The organism is Telluria sp. ZB2R32 (genome assembly GCF_059685715.1).
In genome coordinates, this window is sequence record NZ_JCASIG010000001.1 from 964,156 (window position 1) to 982,741 (window position 18,586).

The following is an 18,586-nucleotide window of genomic DNA, read 5'->3' on the forward strand; positions in this document are numbered from 1 at the left end:
TGGTATTGTTCCCCTTGCGAGTCTCCCATGCCCAAGATCGTCGTGATCGGCGGATCGTTTGGCGCGCTCAACGCGCTGAAGGTCATCCTGGCAGACTTGCCGAAGGACTTTCCCGCAGCAATATTGATTGTCACTCACATCGGCGCGCACAGCAGTGTGCTGCCCGAAATCCTGGGGCGCAGTTCGACGCTGCCGGTGCGGCATGCCATCGACGGCGAGCCGATCCTGCCGGGACGGGTGCTGCTGGCGCCGTCCGACGAACACCTGACCGTCGTCAGCGACGGTATGCGCAGCTATGCGCGCCTGGTGCACGGGCCGAAGGAAAACCATTGCCGGCCCGCGATCGATCCGCTGTTTCGGTCCGCGGCGGCCGCCTTCGGCGCCGACACGATCGGCGTCATCCTGACCGGCTACCTGGACGACGGCACCGTCGGCTTGCAGGCGGTCAAGGCGCGCGGCGGGATCGCCATCGTGCAGGACCCGGCCGACGCCGAGGCGCCGGACATGCCCGTCAGCGCGCTCAGGCACGTCGATGTCGACCGCACGCTCGGCACTGGCGCGATCGCGCAGGCACTGGTCGAACTGGTGGATACCACGCAGCAGGGGGGCGTGCAGCAAGGGAATTCCACGCCCAGCGCCCCGGACTGGATCGATATCGAAAACCGGTTTACTGGCAAGGGTAGCGATATGGAAGATCTGGAGCAACTTGGCAGGAAATCGGCGCTCACCTGTCCGGAATGCAATGGTGCGCTGTGGGAGATGGATATCGGCGGCCTGGTGCGCTACCGCTGCCATACCGGCCATGCGTTTACGGCCAGCGTGCTCGAAGCGCTGCAAACCGACGCCGTCGAAGATGCGCTGTGGGGAGCCATCCGCGCGCTCCACGAGCAGGAGCGGCTGTTCGACAAGATGCGCGAAAAGGCGCTCGAGGCGGGCCAGCACGCGTCCGCCGCCGATTACCAGGCCAAGGCCGCGCAGGCCAAGGCCCATTCGCAGTCATTGCGCGACGTGATCGCGACCGCGGCGGTGCTCGTCAAACCCGGCACGCCCTGAGCGGGCTGCCCTGCTCGGTCAATCCGCGGCGAAGAACTCGGTGTCGAGTACGAGTTCGCGCAGCGGCTTGCACTTCGCTTCGGCCAGCCCGGCCTTGACCTGCAGCCGCGCCGCCTCCTCTGGCTGGCCGGCCTCCTGGGCCAGGGCGGCCATGTGCTGCAGGATGAGGATCCGTTCCTCGATGGCGCGGATCGTCGCCCACAAGCTGCCGTCGACTGTACCGTTCACTTCGGCAAGAAGCGCCTTGAACGAGTACGCATGGCCGGTATGGCAGCGGAACCGTACCACCCGCCCCTCCTCGATCTGCGCCAGCACGCCGCCACATTCGGGGCAGGTGTACTTCGACGCTTTTCCCAAATCCATCACATTGGCATGCATGTCGCTCTCCCCGAGGGCAATCGCATTCTCCAGCTTCAGTCCGGGCCCGGGCGGCTCGGCGGGAAGGCAGGTCAGCTCCTCGGTGACCGCCAGCGCGATCCGCGCGGCCAGGCCCCCGATCGTTCCGACATAATCCACATCGACATGTTCGATTGCGCTATCGGGCATCGAACGGTACGGGGCTTCGTCCGGATCCTGGACGAAGGCCAGGCCCTTGCGGTCCTTGACCTGCCACAGCCCGGCAGTGCCGTCGTCCAGGCTGCCGGAGAGCACGACGCCCACCACGCGCGCACCGAATGCCAGCGCGGCCGAGCGGAACAGCACGTCGATCGCCGGCCTGGCGCGCGATTCCTTGGGGCCGCGGGTGACGCGGATGCGCTCGCGCTCGACCATCAGGTGGCGGTCCGGGCCGGCTACATACACCGTATCGGGCATGATGCACTGGCCGTTGGAGGCGAAGGTCACGGGCATCGCCGTCGTCGCCTGCAGGATGCGGTCGAGCTGGCTGTCGTATTGCGCCGACAGGTGCAGTACCACGAAATAACTCACGGAGGCGTCGGCAGGCAGCGCCGCGAACAGGGCCCGCAACGTGTCCACGCCTCCGGCAGATGCCCCGATCACGACGATGTTGCGCCGGCCGGTTTTCAAAAGCGCGTCCATGTTACCTCCCGATTTTCATGCTTGATTATATGAAAACCTCCCGCTTCCCGGCGTACGCATGAGTCCCCCGGCATCAGGCCGCGCCGGGCGCTTTCTGGCGCCGCGGCAGCAGTTCGTGCACGATCGCGTACAGGCGGTCGATCGACACCGGTTTGCCGAGCTGGGCCGAGAAACCGGCGGCGCGCGCGCTGGCGATGTCGTGCTCGCGCTGCAAGCCGGTCACCGCGATGGCCGGCAGGCCGGCCAGCTTCGGGTTGGCGCGGATGCGGCGCAGGAATTCGTAGCCATCCACGTGCGGCATCGAGATGTCCGAGATCAGCAAGTCCACCGTTTCGCGCTCGACGATCTCCAGGGCGCGCGGTGCGCTGGTGGCCTCGAACACGGTGGCCCCGCTCGTTTCCAGCAAGGCCTTGAAGGTCATCAGCATCTCTTCCATGTCGTCCACCACCAGGATGCGCATGCCGGCCATGCTGTCGTGGACCTCGGTAACGCCGCCGCCCCGCAGCGCCGCCGCGCTGTCGAGCAGCGGCAGCCAGAAAGTGAAGCGCGCGCCCTTGCCCACGCCTTCCGAATACGCCTCGACCCGCCCGCCCTGCAGGGCGACGATTTCGCGCACCAGCGCCAGGCCGATGCCGAGCCCGCCCTTGGAGCGGGTCGTGACCGCCATGCTCTGGCCGAACATGCCGAACACGTGCGGCAGGAAATCGGGCGCGATGCCCTGGCCGCTGTCGCAGACGTCGACCCGCACCTGCCCGTCCTCGCCGCGCAGGCGTACTTCGATGCGTCCGCCGGCGGGCGTGAACTTGACCGCGTTGCCGAGCAGGTTCATGACCACCTGCTCGACGCGCACCACGTCGGCCAGCACGTACAGGCCGCCGGCTTCGTCGATCACCTCGATGGTTATTTCGCGCGCGGCCGGATCGGCACGCTCGACCTCGACGATGCCGGCCACCACCACGCCCAGCGCCACCGGCGCCATCGACAGCGACAGCTTGCCGGTGCGGACGCGCGACACGTCCATCAGGTCGTCGATGATCTTCGCCTGGCTCATGACGGCGTTGCGGATGATGGCGGCCGCGCGCATGAAGGACGGCGAGGTGCGGATTTCCGGCATGCGCGCCAGCAGCTCGACGTTAATGTTGATCATGTTCAGTGGATGGCGCAGCTCGTGCGACATGACCGACATGAACTCGTCCTTCAAGGCAGCCTCGCTGCGCGCATCCGAACGGACCGCCGCTTCGCGCTCGTTAGAGGCTTGCTCGCGCTCGCGCCCCTGGCGTTCGCGCCGGGTCGCGTCGCGCGCGATTTTTACGTAGCCGTGGACGTTGCCGTTGTGCAGAGGCGTGGTCACGCCGCTGCAGAAGACGCGGCTGCCGTCATTGCGCAGGTGCCAGCGTTCACCTTCGGCGCGGCCCTCGCTGCGCACGCGGCGCAGCTCGTCGGCGGGCACGCCGGCGGCGCGGTCTTCCGGCACGAACAGGCGGTCATTGACCTGGCCAATCATTTCCGCGGCGCTGTAGCCGAACAGATACTCGGCGCCGCGGTTCCAGCTCGTTACGCGCCCGCCGTCGTCGAGCGTGACGATGGCGTAGTCGTCGGCGCTCTCGGCCACCATCTGCATGCGCGCTTCGCTGGCGCGCGCCTGCTCCTCGGCTTCGCGCCGCGCGGTGATGTCGAAGAAGGTCATCACCGCGCCTTCGATGCGGTCGTCATTGGTGCGGTACGGCAAGAGGCGCACGATGTAATAGCGGTCGTCGCTGCTGCGCACTTCGCGTTCCACCAGGCGCAGCGTGTCGAAGGTGGAACCGACGTCCTCGGCCAGCTGGTCGTAGTCGAGGCGGTGGGTGAGATCGAGCAGCGAGCGGCCGATGTCGGAGGGGATGATCGAGAACAGGTCGGCCGCGCGCGGCGTGAAGCGCTTGATGCGCAGGCCGCTGTCGACAAAGATGGTGGCGATGTCGGTCGAGGCGATCAGGTTGTTCAGGTCGTCGTTGGCCTTGCTGGTTTCCTCGACCTTCGCCTTCAGCTCGTAATTGACGGTGATGAGTTCCTCGTTCACCGATTGCAGCTCTTCCTTGCTGGTTTCCAGTTCTTCGGTGGCCGAGCGCAATTCCTCATTGATGGCTTGCAGTTCTTCGTTCGACGCGCGCAATTCTTCGTTGGAAATTTCCGCATTCTCGATCGTTTCCTGGAGCTGCTCGCGCTTGCGCTGCAGTTCGGCTTCGAGCTGGGCCAGCACCGCGTCCTGGCTGCCGTTCGGCAGCAGGGGCGTACCTTGCTGCGGCGCCTGCTCGACGCGGTTGAACAGCACCAGCAGAAAGTCGGTCTCGGCATCCTCGTCGCGGAATGGGCGCACCGTCATGGCCACCGTGCCGAGCGTCTTCTCGTCGTCCAGCGCGATCGGGCGGCATTCGACGCTGGCCGCGTTCTGCGTGGCCTGGTAGATCGCCGAGCGCAGTTCGAGACGCAATTCCGGCAGCACCAGGTTCAGCAGGCTGTTCGAGGGCTCGCCGGCGCCCATGCGCAGGAACTGCCCGGCCTGGGCCGACATGTGCACGATGTTTCCCTCGCCGTCGACGATGGCCGAAGGCGGCGCGAACTGGGCCAGCGCGCGCTGGTGCAGGTCGGCATACGACACCTGGCGTTTGCCGGACGGCTGGGTGCGCGCCGTTTCGGCCAGGCGCAGACCTGCCAGGGCGTGGTGCGACGGCGGGTACTGCAACGTACGGATGCCGCCGCGGGCGCGGTAGATGCGGTTCTTCTTGTCGACCGGAATAAAATACTCCGCCAGCGACTCGGCCGACTCGGACGAACCGAGAAACAGGTAGCCGCCCGGCCTGAGCGCGAAATGAAAGGTTTGCAGCACGTGCCGCTGGGCCTCGCGGTTCAGGTAGATCAGCAGGTTGCGGCAGGAAATCAGGTCCAGGCGCGAGAACGGCGGATCGCGCAGCAGGTTGTGCGCGGCAAACAGGATGTGGTCGCGCAGGGTCTTGCGGACCCGGTAGCGGTTTTCTTCCTTGTTGAAATACTGGCGCAGGCGCGACGGCCCCACATCGGCGATGATGGCCGCCGGGTAGGCGCCCGTGCGCGCGCTGGCGATCGCGCGCTCGTCGATATCCGATGCGAACACCTGGAAGCCCGGCGGACGGTCCGACAGGGCCGCGTGGTCGGCCAGCAGCATCGCGATCGAATACGCTTCCTCGCCGGTGGCGCAGGCCGCGACCCAGGCGCGTATTTCGTCGCCCGGCCCCTTGTCGCTGAACAGCTCGGGAACGATCTCGCGCTTGAGCGCATCGAAGGCTTCGCGGTCGCGGAAGAAATTGGTCACGCCGATCAGCATGTCGGCCAGTAGTGCCTTGTGTTCGGTGGCGTCGGTCGCGAGCAGGTCGCGGTAGGCGGGCAAGGTCGGCACGCGCCGCACCTGCAGGCGCCGCTCGATGCGGCGCAGCACGGTGGCGCGCTTGTAGTGGCGGAAATCGTGGCCGGTATGTTTTAAAAGATTGCCGATGATCTCTTGCAGCGCGCGTTCGGCGGCGGAGGTATCGATCGTGTCGGCCACCTGGGCCACGGGCTGTTCGTCGTCGCCGGCCGGCGGCAACTCGATGGCGCGGGCATTGCTCCACAGGTCCATCAGCTTTTGCGGCATCTCGACCGCGGGCAGCACGAAATCGACCGCGCCGCTGAGGATGGCGGCCACCGGCATGCCCGCGTGCCCGGCGTCGGCGGGCGACTGCGCCAGCGTCACCCCGCCCTGCTCCTTGACCCGCGCCAGGCCGACCGCGCCGTCGGCGCCGCTACCGGAGAGCACGATGGCGATCGACCGTTCGCGGTGCACGTCGGCCAGGGTACGGAACAACAGGTCGATGGCGGTATGGCGCCCGCGCGGACGCTCGCGCTCGTCGACCAGCAGCAAGCCGTTCATCATCGACATCTGCTGGTTGGCGCCGATCACATACACGTGGCCGGGCGCGATCTGCACGCGCGCATTGACTTCGACGACCGGCATGCGGGTGGCGCGCTGCAATATCTCGGCGGGAGAATCCGGATGTCCCGGCACCGGCTGCAGGATGACCAGGAAGGCCATGCCGGGGGCGTCCGGCATCTGCTCGAGCAGCTGCAACAAGGGCCCCAGCCCGCCGGCGGAAGCGCCGATGCCGACGATCGGATAGTTGAGCGAGCCCCTGGCGGTGACCTGCTCGGCCGGCATACCGGCCTTGTTCGCTGAATCTTGCATGGTCGTGAGTCCGGAAGGAGAACTTCCAGTCTAGACGATTCGCCGGCTTTTCCGGGCTGGCACACGATCGATTGTGCGTGGATGTCATCGCGGTCTTATGCTGCCGATCTCGCCGCGAAACGTCGCGCACCGTAGGATGGGCACTTGTGCCCATGCGGTATGAAACCGAAGATCAGCCCGGCATTACTCCATCACGGCGCATCAGAGGTTCCCTGAAGCTGTGCGGTATGCACCTGTACGACCGCATGGGCGAGATCATCAAGCAGGTGCCGCTCCTTGCACACTTAAACGACGAATGCGCCGCCCGGGTATTGGCTGCACATGAATTCGACGAACGCCCGCACTTTCGGGCTTTGCAGGCGGCGCGACGTATGCAGCACCCACAGTTCGGTTTCCCCGCTCGCCTGTCCCCATGACACCAGCTCGCCCTTTTCCAGCAGCTTCACGATGATGGAATGCGGCAGCAGCGCCGCGCCGGCGCCGGCCACGACGGCATCGCGCACCGTCAGCAGCGAGGACAGGCGCAGGACCGGCTGCGGTACAACGGTGAGTGCGCCATCGCCGACGGACCAGGTGTCGCCGTCGCGATAGGCCGGCATCACGACCGCCGGCACCCGGACGTGTTCATCTTTGTGCCCCTGCGGCAGCTGCAGCGCGGGAGAAGCGGCCAGGACCAGCCGGTCGCGCGCGAAGCAGCGGCCGACCAGCGCGCTGTCCCTGGCCGGATTGATGCGGATGGCGACGTCGACATGTTCTTCGACGAGGTTGGCGAGGCGGTCGGCGGACACGACCTCGATCTCGACCTCGGGATACAGCGCGTGAAACGCAGCCGCGATCCGTCCCAGCGCCACTTGTGAAAACAGCAGCGGCGCCGCAATCCGCAGGCGCCCTCGCGGCGCCGCGTTTCCATCGCGCGCCGCCGCCACCGCTTCGGCAACTTCGTGCAGCGGCCCTTCGATCCGCGCCTGCAGGAGTTGGCCGGCTTCGCTCAGGTTCAGGCTGCGCTCGCCCCGTTCGATGAGGCGCACGCCCAGCGCTTCTTCCAGGTCAGCCACCCGCCGCGACAGGGTCGCCTTCGAGCGGCCACTGGCGCGACTGGCCCGTCCGAAGCCGCCGTGCGCGGCCACCAGTTGGAAATCCATCAAGGCATTCAGGTCCATGCTGTCTCATATTCGAGCCTGTGTGTCTTGATTTTAGCGTCTTTGTTTTGTTCTTGGAACGAACTATCGTTCATCCATACCAACCCAACCCGAAAGGAATCATCATGACCATTCTTGTTACCGGTGCCACCGGCACCGTCGGCCGCCAGGTCGTCGAACAGCTCGCCAAGCGTGGCGCCCATGTCCGTGCGTTCGTGCGCGATCCCGCCAAGGCCGGCTTTGCGGCGGGCGTCGAGGTCGTCCAGGGCGATCTGCTCGACATCGACTCGCTGCGCAGTGCCTTGTCCGGCGTCTCGACGCTCTTCCTGCTCAACGCCCTGGTGGCCGACGAAGTCACGCAAGCGCTGGTCGCACTCAACCTCGCCCGCGAGGCCGGCATCGAACGGATCGTCTATCTGTCGGTCATCCACAGCGACGTGTATGTGAACGTGCCCCACTTTGCCGGCAAATATGGCGTCGAGCGCATGATCGGGCAGATGGGCATGCATGCCACGATCTTGCGGCCCGCCTACTTCATGGGCAATGACCGCGCCATCAAGGATGTGGTGACCGGATATGGCGTCTACCCGATGCCGGTCGGCAGCAAGGGCCTGGCGATGGTCGACACGCGCGACATCGCCGAAGTCGCCGCGATCGAACTCCTGCGGCGCGAGCAATCACCCGTGCCGCTGCCCCTCGAACGCATCAACCTGGTCGGCCCGGATACGCTGACCGGCAGCGCCGTCGCCGCGATCTGGACCGAGGTGCTCGGGCGCGAGATCGCCTATCCGGGCGACGACCCGGCCGCGTTCGAGCAGAACATGCGCCAGTTCATGCCGGGCTGGATGGCTTTCGACATGCGCCTGATGAGCGAACGTTTCATCAGCGATGGGATGGTGCCCGACGCGGGCGACGTCGAACGGCTCACCAGGTTGCTGGGCCGCCCGCTGCACGCCTACCGCGAATTTGCCACCCGGGCTGTGGCGTCGGCCTGAACGCCGGGCCCACCCCTCCCTTATCAACCAGGAGCACACCATGATCTATTCCACCGCCACCGTCCCCGTCAACCCACGCGGCGCCGTTCCCTTGAGCCGCGCACAGGCATGGCAGGGCCTGGTTCTCAAGGCCCGCGACGCCCGTTTGTTCTTGCCGGAAGGCCTGTGTACCCGCTGCGAAGTCGTCGAGGAAAGCAGCACTCACTTCGTTCGTGACGCCACCATCGCCGGCACCGATCTACGCGAGATCGTCGTCCTGGAGCCGGAAAGCAAGGTCACCTTCTTCCAGGCCGCAGGTCCGCGCGAAGGCGCGATCGTCAACGAGTTATACGAAGACGAGACCGGCGCGCTCCAGCTGCGCTTCTACTGCTACCTCGGCCTGCGTGGCAAGGCGCCGGGCGGCGCCGAAGAGATCGCCGAGCAGGCCCAGTTCGACAGCGACAAGGGCTATCGCGCGGCCTTGCTGTCGACCCTGAAACGCACCCGTGAATTGCCGGCGGACGGTCATGCAGGCGCCAATGTCTCCCATTCCGGCGCTGCCCCGATCGTCTCGACCAGGTAATCGATGAACACCCGCACCTTCGGCGGCAGGAAGCGGTTCTGCAGGTAGACCGCATACAACCGGTCGCCAAAGGCGCCGACCGGCGTCCAGTCCGGCAGCACCCGCAGCGCGTCGCCGCGGCGGATGTCCTCGCCCACGACAAAGGCCGGCAGCAGCGCAATCCCGCCGCTGTGCAGCATCGCCAGGCGCAGCGCCGGGCTGCTGTTGGCATGCAGGATGCCGTTCGGTTTCACGCCTTGTTTTACTCCCGCCCGTTCGAATTCCCAGGTCACCGGTGCGCCGCTGCCAAACACCAGGCAGCGCTGCGTCGCCAGTTCCTCGACACTGCCCGGCATGCCGTGCTGCGCCAGGTAAGCCGGCGCCGCCGCCAGCACGTAATGCAGCGGCGCGATCGGCCGCGCCACCGCGCCCAGGGTGTCGATGCGGTCGGCCATGCGCAGCGCGACATCGATGTTTTCTTCCACCAGGTCGACGTAGCGGTCGGTCATGGACAAGACCACGCGGATGTCCGGATAGCGCGCCATGAAAGCGGGCAGCAGGCCGGCAAGATACGTGTTGCCGAAGGCGAGCGAGGCGCTCACGCGCAGCACGCCGCCCGGCCCCGCCTGCAGGCCGGCGGCGGTGGCCTCCAATGCGCGCGCTTCTTCCAGCATGCGCAGCGCGTGCTGGAAGATCGCGCCGCCGGCTTCGGTCAGGCCGAGCTTGCGGGTCGAGCGGTTCAGCAGCTTTGCATGCAAGGTCTTTTCCAGGCGCGCCACCGTCTTGCTGATCGCCGCCTTGGTCGTGCCCATCTGGCGCGCCGCTGCGGAAAAGGACCCGGTCTCGACCACCCGGACAAAAGCCCATACATCGGAAAAATCGCGTGGCTGCATCTCGCCCATTGTATCTCCTGAGGAAACAATATGTTGCACCGTTGACGGATTGTATCGCCACAGTATGCGGCATAAGCTGGCCTGACATTTCACCTTGGAGAAAACGATGACGACGACGACCCGGCTTGCCGCCCCGGCAGCCACCGGCATGGGCAGCCTGGCCCTGCCCCTGCTGTTCATTGCAATGTGGAGTTCGGGCTATGTGGTGGGCAAACTCGCGGTGCCGTATGCCGCGCCGTTTACCCTGCTGACGCTGCGCTTCGGCCTCGGCGCCGCCCTGCTCCTGCTGATTGCGCTGGCAACGCGCGCGCCCTGGCCGTCGAGCTGGAAAGCAGTCGGGCACCTGGTCGTGGTCGGCCTCCTGATCCAGGCGCTGCAATTCTCGGGGCTGTACACGGCCCTGAAGCTGGGCGTCTCGGCCGGCGAATCGGCGCTGATCGTCGGCACCATGCCGGTGTTCACGGCGCTGGGCGCGGCGCTGATGCTGGGCGAGCGGACCAGCACGAAACAGTGGCTGGGCATGGCCGGCGGCGTGCTCGGTGTGCTGCTGGTGGTCTGGCACAAGCTGGGCAGCGGCACGGCAGCAGTGGGAGCAGAAGCGGGCGCCTACGCCTGCGCCGCGGTGGAGCTGGCCGGCATCGCGCTCGGCACGCTGTACCACAAAAAATACTGCGCCGGGATGGACTTGCGCAGCGGCAGCTTCGTGCAGTTGGCGGTGGCCACGCTGGTGGCGCTGCCCTTGTCGCTCGGTCTCGAAGGTTTTGACGTGCGCTGGACGCCGACGATGCTGTTTGCCTCCGGCTGGCTGTCGATCATGAACTCGATCGCCGCCACCAGCCTGCTGTTCATCCTGATGCGCAAGGGAGAGGCGAGCAAGGTGGCCAGCCTGTTCTACCTGATTCCCGGGGTGATGGCGCTGCTGGCGTTTGCGCTGCTGGGCGAAACCTTGACGGCCTTGTCGCTGGCGGGATTCGTGGCGACCGGGGCGGCGGTGTGGTTCTGTACACGGGGCGCCGAGCGGGTGAAGAAGACTGTGATCGGGCGTTGACCATGACCAGGAGGCGCGTGTCTCAAAAGACACCAGCGCCTCTATGGCAGGATTACTTCGATCTCAACCAAGGCCCTGCCTTTCGCCGCATAGCCCAGCTTGGCTGCGGCCACGTACGACAGATCGATGAGCCTGTCGGAGAGGAACGGGCCGCGGTCGTTGACGCGAACGACGACCGTTCGGCCGTTCTCGACGTTGGTCACCCTGACATACGAGGGAATGGGCAGGATCGGATGCGCGGCCGTGAGCTTCATCACGTCGTAGAGCTCACCACTTGCCGTCGGCAATCCGTGATAACGGGTTCCGTACCAGCTTGCCACGCCACGCGCCTGATAGGGCGTCAGCTTGTTCATCGGCCGGAAGCTTTTTCCCATGGCTACATAAGGCTTGAGCGTACCGGAGACAAACCGCTCTGCCCTGGGTACTGGCTCCTTGACTGCATCGATCTGCGCCTGCGTGATGCCTTTTGGTGGACCATCGTTGCGGTAATAGCCCCCACCAGCTTTCGTTGGCTGAACTTTTGGTGTCGAGCAGGCTACAAGAGACAGCGCCAATGCAGCGACCAGCCCTGGTCTTGAACAGATACGTACAATGCTTCTCATCGTTGCTTTCCACACGTTTTTGATCGCAGCCAACGCCCGCAGACACTGCGAGGCCCAAGGCTGAGTTTTCGGATCATACCTGTGGAACGGCAAAACGGAAAAATCCTTCGGTCGCGGCGCTGAATCGGCGCCGAGGTGCTCCAGGTCCCGCAGCCAGCGATACCGGCCCGGTTTCGACCGAACGCGGCAGTTTCAACCATATCAGTGCTTGCGCACAGGCTGCTCGACCGCGGCCGTTGAAGACGCTCCCTGCTCCGGCGCCAGGAAGCGGGTCGACGGCCCGCCGTCGGCGTTGTGCTGCACGATGCGGGTCGGCCGCCCTTGCGCGTCGAGCCACACCTGGCCGATGCCGGCGCCGTTCCAGACGCGCTCGCCCTGCTGGCGGCGGTCGGGCAGGCGCGGCGTCAAGGCGAGGTCGCGGCGCTGGGTGAACCAGTTCAGCGGCGAGCGCGGCGAATACAGCCAGCGGTTGAGGCGGTCGAGCCATTCGAGCAGGCGCGGCGGGAATTCGTTCTTGATGCCGCTGCTGGTGATCTGCCAGACATGCGGCGTGCGGTCCGCCTCGCGCAATTCGATATCGTAAGCAAACGAATAATGCACGTCGCCCGACAGGATGACGTAATTGGCCGGGGTGCGCGAATGGCGGAAGATATTGAGCATGCTGCTGGCTGCGCCGCGATGCGCCATCCAGTTCTCGGCGTCGACGGTCAGGGCCAGGCCGGCATAGGTGGCGACCCGTTGCACCACCTCGATCAATTTGACGCCGAACATCGGCGCCGGCGAGACGACGACGGCGGCCGTTTCGTCGAGCAGCGCATGCTGCAATTCAGTGAGCGATTCCCAATCCATCAGGCCCGACGGATGACCGGGGCGGCGCCGGTTGCGCCAGCGCCGGGTGCGGGTGTCGAGCACGATGACCGTGGGCTGCGTGCGCACGACGAAATCCCACTGGCGGAACGACAGCAGGCGCCGCACCAGCCCGTCCTGCAGCGGCGCGTCCAGGCGGTCGTCAGCCGTGGCGGTGGCGGCCAGCGCCGCCATCTCGTCCAGCACCGCCGCGAACGCATCGGGACGGTTGCCCCAGCCCTGGCACAGCATGTAGGCGATCAGCGCATTGCCGACGATGCGGCGCGAGAACGGGTGGCCATAGGCGGTGGATTCCCACTTGGCCGACAGGTTCCAGTCGTCGGTGATGTCGTGGTCGTCGAAGATCATCAAGGTCTGCACGTGCGCCAGCAGCCGCGCGGCGCGCGGCAGGTCGCGGCAAAAGCCGGCCAGCGCCTTTGACTCGCGCCGCCAGCGCTCGGCGTATTTCGGCGCCAGCGGCGGCGCCGGCGCATCCGCCACCAGTTGCCACGGCACCGGCGACCAGACCAGCAGGTACATGGCCATCATCTCGGCCAGGGTCACCAGGTGGTTGTGCGCATTCGCCGTGGTGAAGATCGGCTTTTCGCTGCCGCCGAAGAAGCGGTCGCGCAGCGCGTCGTTGGACCTGAACGCAGGCAGCAGCGCTTCGCGCCGGTAGTAGCCGGCCGGGTGGCGGTACAGCGCCTCGCTGTCGGCGACCACCGCGCCGTCCAGGCTTTCGCCATACAGGCCCAGGCGCCGGATCAGCGCGTGGATCGCCGCCAGCATCGGACCGGCGACGTCGTCGGCATATACCTGGTCGCCGCACAGCATGAGCATGGCGGGGCGCTCGCCGGCGTGTTCGTGGTGCGCGGCCAATAAAGCGTCGGCGCGCGCCAGGCCGTCGGGCGCGGGATGATGCGGCTTGCGGCACGAGCCGAACAGGATGTTGTCGCTGCGGCTGCGCAGCACCAGGTTCGGCCGCGTCGCGCCATCATGCAGCAGGTGCGGCGCCCAATCGGCGATGCCGGCCCCGGCGACCAGCAGGTCGTACTCGATGAGCGTATCCTGCGGCAGCGGCTCGTCCAGCGCGACGTCGATCAGGTGCACGCAGGCGTGGCGGCCGACGCGCACCACGCGGCAGCTGCGCGCGTCGAGCGCCAGGCGCCGCGGCGCGCCTTCCCTGGGCGCCAGCACCAGGGTCAGGTCGAGCGGCGCGCTGCCGACCAGCCATAGCACCAGGCGGTCGGGCGCGAGGCGGCGCAGGACAGGACCGGCAAGCACGGGCGGCAGGACATCGAGGGCGGGAGTCTGGATCAATCGGGGGCGCTATGCGGTTTGATGAACGAATCAGTGTAGCAGAGGCGGTGAGGGATGAGGACGGATGGCGTGGTTTGGATGGGTGTGATACCGCGTAGACAAAACCGTAGCCGCGTATGTTTGCACAGGACGTAGAGTGGGCAGGGGAAATCAGTCCAGTGGGACTGATTTCCGCCCACCCTACGTCCCTGATCATCGTTCCCGGAAAAAAAAGCGGCGCATCAGCGCCGCTCTCCTTCGAAGCCCATGAAGCTTCAGGTGTTGTTCACCACCAGCCGCGGTTCCCCCGCCGCCCCGAAGCGCGCACGGATCGATGCGGCGATGCCTTTCGCATCCAGGCCGACGGAGGCCAGCAGGGCCGCCGGGTCGCCCTGGTCGATGAATTTGTCGGGCAGGCCCAAAATCAGCAATGGCTTGACGATGCCCGCCGCCGCCATCGCTTCGGCCACGGCGCTGCCGGCGCCGCCCATGGTGGCGCCCTCTTCGACCGTCACCAGGCAGGCGTGGTCGGCGGCCAGCTGTTTCAGCAGGTCGACGTCGAGCGGTTTCACGAAGCGCATGTTGGCGACCGTCGCATTCAGTTCGGCGGCGGCGCCCAGGCTCGGCGCGACCATGGAACCGAAGGCGAGGATGGCGATGTCCTCCCCCTGGCGTTTGATCTCGCCCTTGCCGATCTCGATCGACGCCAGTTCTTCCACGATCGGCGTGCCGACGCCGGCGCCGCGCGGGTAGCGCACCGCGGCCGGACCGGGATAGTGGTAGGCGGTGGTGAGCATCTGCCGGCACTCGTTCTCGTTCGACGGCGCCATCACGACCATGTTAGGGATGCAGCGCAGGTACGGCAGGTCGTAATTGCCGGCGTGGGTCGCGCCGTCGGCGCCGACCAGGCCGGCGCGGTCGAGGGCGAAGGTCACGTCCAGGTTTTGCAGCGCCACGTCGTGGATCAGCTGGTCGTAGCCGCGCTGCAGGAAGGTCGAATAGATCGCGACGACCGGCTTCATGCCTTCGGTGGCGAGGCCGGCGCCGAAAGTGACGGAGTGCTGCTCGGCGATGCCGACGTCGAAATAGCGTTCCGGGTACTGCGCGTGGAAGCGCACCATGCCCGAGCCCTCGCGCATCGCCGGCGTGATGCCGACCAGGCGGCTGTCGGCGGCCGCCATGTCGCACAGCCAGTTGCCGAAGACTTCCGTGTACGTGATCTTGCTCGGGCTGGTGGCCGGGATAATGCCTTCGGTCGGATTGAACTTGCCGGTGCCGTGGTACAGGATCGGTTCCGCCTCGGCCAGCTTGTAGCCCTGCCCCTTTTTCGTCACCACGTGCAGGAACTGCGGGCCCTTGAGCTTCTTGATGTTTTCCAGCGTCGGGATCAGCGAATCGAGATCGTGGCCGTCGATCGGGCCGATGTAGTTGAAACCGAATTCCTCGAACATCGTGGCCGGGACTACCATGCCCTTCGCGTGTTCTTCCAGGCGGCTGGCCAGTTCGCGCAGCGGCGCCGGCAGCACGCTCTTGCCGACGTTCTTGGCGGCGGCGTAGAACTGGCCGCTCATCAGGCGCGCCAGGTAGCGGTTCAGGGCGCCGACCGGCGGCGAGATCGACATGTCGTTGTCGTTCAGGACCACCAGCAGGTTGCAGTCTTCCTCGACGCCGGCATTGTTCAGCGCCTCGAAGGCCATCCCGGCCGTCATCGAGCCGTCGCCGATCACGGCGATCGCATGGCGCTGCTCGCCCTTCAGTTTGGCGGCGGCGGCCATGCCGAGTGCTGCCGAGATCGAGGTCGACGAGTGCGCGGTGCCGAAGGTGTCGTACGGGCTTTCGTCGCGTTTCGGGAAGCCCGACAGGCCGTTCAGCTGGCGCAGCGTGGTCATGCGCTCGCGCCGGCCGGTGAGGATCTTGTGCGAATAGGTTTGATGGCCCACGTCCCAGACGATGCGGTCGTGCGGCGTCTCGAACACGTAGTGCAGCGCGATGGTCAGTTCGACCGTGCCCAGGTTCGAGGACAGGTGGCCGCCGGTTTTCGACACCGAGTGCAGCAGGAACTGGCGCAGCTCGTCGGCGAGCGGCGTCAGCTGCGTGCGTGGCAGCTGGCGCAGGTCGGATGGGTCGTTGATGGTTTCTAGCAGTTTCATTTAGGCCTTCCGCTGCACGATCAGGTCCGCGAGTTCGCGCAGCCGCAGTGCTTGTTCTCCGAATGGCGCCAGCGATTCGATCGCGTCGCGCCGCAATTGCTGCGCCAGGGCTTGTGACGCTTCCAGGCCGAGGATCGACACATAGGTCGGCTTGTTGTCGGCCGCATCCTTGCCGGCGGTCTTGCCGAGCGTGGCCGAATCGGCGGTGGCGTCGAGGATGTCGTCGACCACCTGGAAGGCCAGGCCGACCGCGCCCGAATACGCCGTCAAGGCGGCCAGTTCGGGCTCCGTCAACTCCTTGCCGCACAGGGCGCCGAGCAGGACCGACGCGCGCAGCAGTGCGCCGGTCTTCAGTTGGTGCATGCGTTCGAGCTGTTCCAGGTTGAGGGCAAGGCCGACGCTGGCGAGGTCGATCGCCTGGCCGCCGCACATGCCGCCCGAACCCGCCGCTTGCGCCAGCAGGCGCAGCATGGCGATCTGGCGGCTTGGGGGCAGCGTGTCGTTCGACGCGAGTACCTCGAAGGCTTGCGCCTGCAGCGCGTCGCCGACCAGCAGCGCGGTCGCTTCGTCATAGGCGATGTGGACGGTCGGCTTGCCGCGGCGCAGGTCGTCGTCGTCCATGCAGGGCATGTCGTCGTGGACCAGCGAATAGGCATGGATCATCTCGATCGCGCAGGCGGCACGCGCCAGCGCCGTCGCATCGGCACCGAACAGCGCGCCGCTGGCATACACCAGCAGCGGACGCACGCGCTTGCCGCCGCCGAGCACCGTGTAGCGCATCGCTTCGTGCAGCTTCAAGGGGACCAGGTGCGCCGCCGGCAGGAAGTCGGACAGGGCATCCTCGACTTCGGCCTGCACGCCGCTCATCCACGCGGCGAACGGCAAAATCTCGGGCAGCGCCGTCATTGCATCCCCTCGCCGGCGCCGTCGGCGCTGAAGGGCTTGAGCATGTCGCCCTCGAGCACCTTGACCTGGGATTCGACTTTCTCGAGCTGGGCCGCGCAATACCTGACCAGCTCCGAGCCGCGCGCATAGGCCGCGACCGAGGCTTCCAGCGGCAATTGGCCGCCTTCCATCTGGGTGACGAGCTGGGCCAGCTCGGCCATCGCCTCTTCAAAGGAGGCTGGGGCAGCCGTCGTTCCCGCGTTAGTAATCTCTGCCATAGTGTCTTGTTCTGTTGGGCTGGCGATCCCGTCAATGCGCCTTGGGTGCGCCGCACGGGAATCTAATCGCGTATTTTAAAACAATCCTAACCCTTGGGGTGGTCTGCGCGATTGCCGGGTTACCGAATAGGTAAGTTCATCTAAAGCGCGGCCGTTACCATTTTCATGAAAACCATGCCTTTCCGGCACTATCTGTGCCTTTCCGCCCCACAATCTCGCGATGGACCGCGACGGTAGAGCTTGTTGCTTGCTATAATCTCCGGTTCTGTCCGAAATACCGTATTTCCTGCTAAAAAATACTGGTCTTTGGATTCTTTCTCTTCTTTGAGGTGCTGTTTTTATAAAGGGGGGTTGGGATGTCCGATCTGGCTACCCACGCCAAGCTGGCGCGCTCGTGCGCTCAGCTTCCGGTAAATGTTTATTTTGACAATGCGCTGTTGCAGCGCGAGATCCAGCAACTGTTCCAGAAAGGCCCACGCTACGTCGGCCATGAACTGATGGTGCCGGAAACGGGCGATTTCGCGACCCTGCCTTCCGAAAACGAAGGCCGTATGCTCGTGCGCAACGCCAACGGCATCGAGGTGCTGTCCAACGTCTGCCGCCACCGCCAGGCGCTGATGTTCAATGGCCGCGGCAACGCCAGCACCATCGTCTGCCCGCTGCACCGCTGGACCTACGACCTCAAGGGAGAGCTGATCGGCGCCCCGCATTTCGCGGAGACGCCCTGCCTGAACCTGGCCAAGTCGCCGCTGCAAAGCTGGAACGGTCTGCTGTTCGAGCAGAACGGCTACGACGTGATGGACAAGCTGAAAGCGATGTCGGTCTCGAAGGACCTCGACTTTTCCGGCTACCTGTTCGACCACGTCGAGATCCACGACGTCGACTACAACTGGAAGACTTTTATTGAAGTCTACCTGGAGGATTACCACGTCGAGCCCTTCCATCCGGGCCTGGGCAACTTCGTCAGCTGCGAAGACCTGACCTGGGAATTCGGACGCGACTACAGCGTGCAGACCGTGGGCGTCAACCGCGGCCTGCAAAAGGCCGGCTCGGCCACGTATAAGAAGTGGCAGGAGCAGGTACTGAAGTTCAACGGCGGCCAGGCCCCGAAACAGGGCGCGATCTGGCTGACGCTGTACCCGAACGTCATGGTCGAGTGGTATCCGAACGTGCTGGTGGTGTCGACCCTGTGGCCGCTCGGGCCGCAAAAGACGCGCAACGTGGTCGAGTTCTACTATCCGGAAGAGATCGCCCTGTTCGAGCGCGAGCTGGTCGAGGCCGAACGCGCCGCCTACATGGAAACCTGCGTCGAGGACGACGAGATCGCCCAGCGCATGGATGCCGGCCGCAAGATCCTGTACGAGCGCGGCGTCAACGAGGTCGGCCCCTACCAGTCGCCGATGGAAGACGGGATGCAGCACTTCCACGAGTGGTACCGCAGCAAGATCGAGCTGTAGGCTTCGATCGCCGGCTTCGCCTTTGCCGCCAGCGGCAGCGCGCGAAGCCGGCGCATACTTCCTCCGCACTTTCCAGCCGCGTGCGCCATGCCCGTGGCCATGCCAAGCGCGCCTGCGCCGTCTGCTGT

General features: G+C 65.9%; 14 protein-coding genes. 5 read left to right on the forward strand and 9 right to left on the reverse strand.

Annotated elements, in window-relative coordinates:
* The first annotated feature begins 27 nt into the window (after positions 1 to 27).
* Complete coding sequence (locus tag AC56LG_RS04175) at positions 28 to 1,053, forward strand: chemotaxis protein CheB (protein ID WP_497164861.1); 1,026 nt, start codon at positions 28 to 30, stop codon at positions 1,051 to 1,053.
* Between the two features lie 18 nt (positions 1,054 to 1,071).
* Here the strand turns inward: AC56LG_RS04175 and AC56LG_RS04180 are convergent, their stop codons facing one another.
* The 3 genes from AC56LG_RS04180 to AC56LG_RS04190 all read right to left on the reverse strand — a co-directional run bounded on the left by AC56LG_RS04180 (position 1,072) and on the right by AC56LG_RS04190 (position 7,485).
* A complete protein-coding gene (locus AC56LG_RS04180; protein WP_497164862.1) occupies positions 1,072 to 2,091 on the reverse strand; it encodes a chemotaxis protein CheB in 1,020 nt (339 codons plus the stop codon).
* Between the two features lie 73 nt (positions 2,092 to 2,164).
* The gene (locus AC56LG_RS04185) at positions 2,165 to 6,298 is read right to left on the reverse strand and encodes a CheR family methyltransferase (RefSeq protein WP_497165019.1); all 4,134 of its coding nucleotides are present in this window, start codon (positions 6,296 to 6,298) and stop codon (positions 2,165 to 2,167) included.
* Between the two features lie 311 nt (positions 6,299 to 6,609).
* Positions 6,610 to 7,485, reverse strand: coding sequence for a LysR family transcriptional regulator (locus AC56LG_RS04190; RefSeq protein ID WP_497164863.1), 876 nt, complete (start codon positions 7,483 to 7,485; stop codon positions 6,610 to 6,612).
* A gap of 104 nt (positions 7,486 to 7,589) precedes the next feature.
* On the opposite strand from AC56LG_RS04190, the gene AC56LG_RS04195 reads away from it, so the two are divergent.
* The gene (locus tag AC56LG_RS04195; RefSeq protein ID WP_497164864.1) at positions 7,590 to 8,459 is read left to right on the forward strand and encodes an SDR family oxidoreductase; all 870 of its coding nucleotides are present in this window, start codon (positions 7,590 to 7,592) and stop codon (positions 8,457 to 8,459) included.
* 40 nt (positions 8,460 to 8,499) lie between these two features.
* Complete coding sequence (locus AC56LG_RS04200; RefSeq protein WP_497164865.1) at positions 8,500 to 9,021, forward strand: SRPBCC family protein; 522 nt, start codon at positions 8,500 to 8,502, stop codon at positions 9,019 to 9,021.
* On the opposite strand, the gene AC56LG_RS04205 is transcribed toward AC56LG_RS04200, so the two are convergent.
* Positions 8,964 to 9,902: a LysR family transcriptional regulator gene (locus AC56LG_RS04205; protein ID WP_497164866.1), complete on the reverse strand. Its 939-nt coding sequence runs from the start codon at positions 9,900 to 9,902 to the stop codon at positions 8,964 to 8,966. The two genes, AC56LG_RS04200 and AC56LG_RS04205, sit on opposite strands and share 58 nt — an antisense overlap.
* 97 nt (positions 9,903 to 9,999) lie before the next feature.
* Between AC56LG_RS04205 and AC56LG_RS04210 the strand changes: the two genes are divergently transcribed.
* Entirely contained in the window at positions 10,000 to 10,941 is a 942-nt protein-coding gene (locus AC56LG_RS04210) for a DMT family transporter (RefSeq protein ID WP_497164867.1), read from the forward strand.
* 41 nt (positions 10,942 to 10,982) lie between these two features.
* Here AC56LG_RS04210 and AC56LG_RS04215 read toward each other — a convergent pair whose 3' ends face one another.
* The 5 genes from AC56LG_RS04215 to AC56LG_RS04235 form a co-directional block, all read right to left on the reverse strand.
* Positions 10,983 to 11,543 (reverse strand): septal ring lytic transglycosylase RlpA family protein, encoded by a 561-nt coding sequence (locus AC56LG_RS04215; protein WP_497164868.1) that lies wholly within the window; start codon positions 11,541 to 11,543, stop codon positions 10,983 to 10,985.
* A 201-nt stretch (positions 11,544 to 11,744) separates the two neighbouring features.
* On the reverse strand, positions 11,745 to 13,673 hold the full coding sequence (locus AC56LG_RS04220; RefSeq protein ID WP_497165020.1) for a metallophosphoesterase family protein: 1,929 nt from the start codon (positions 13,671 to 13,673) through the stop codon (positions 11,745 to 11,747).
* 290 nt (positions 13,674 to 13,963) lie between these two features.
* Complete coding sequence (gene dxs / locus AC56LG_RS04225; protein ID WP_497164869.1) at positions 13,964 to 15,838, reverse strand: 1-deoxy-D-xylulose-5-phosphate synthase; 1,875 nt, start codon at positions 15,836 to 15,838, stop codon at positions 13,964 to 13,966.
* A complete protein-coding gene (locus tag AC56LG_RS04230; RefSeq protein WP_497164870.1) occupies positions 15,839 to 16,744 on the reverse strand; it encodes a polyprenyl synthetase family protein in 906 nt (301 codons plus the stop codon). It lies immediately after the preceding gene.
* Complete coding sequence (locus tag AC56LG_RS04235) at positions 16,741 to 17,001, reverse strand: exodeoxyribonuclease VII small subunit (protein WP_497164871.1); 261 nt, start codon at positions 16,999 to 17,001, stop codon at positions 16,741 to 16,743. Before AC56LG_RS04235 ends, AC56LG_RS04230 begins: the two co-directional genes overlap by 4 nt.
* 356 nt (positions 17,002 to 17,357) lie before the next feature.
* Between AC56LG_RS04235 and AC56LG_RS04240 the strand changes: the two genes are divergently transcribed.
* The gene (locus AC56LG_RS04240; RefSeq protein ID WP_497164872.1) at positions 17,358 to 18,458 is read left to right on the forward strand and encodes an aromatic ring-hydroxylating oxygenase subunit alpha; all 1,101 of its coding nucleotides are present in this window, start codon (positions 17,358 to 17,360) and stop codon (positions 18,456 to 18,458) included.
* Positions 18,459 to 18,586: the final 128 nt, after the last annotated feature.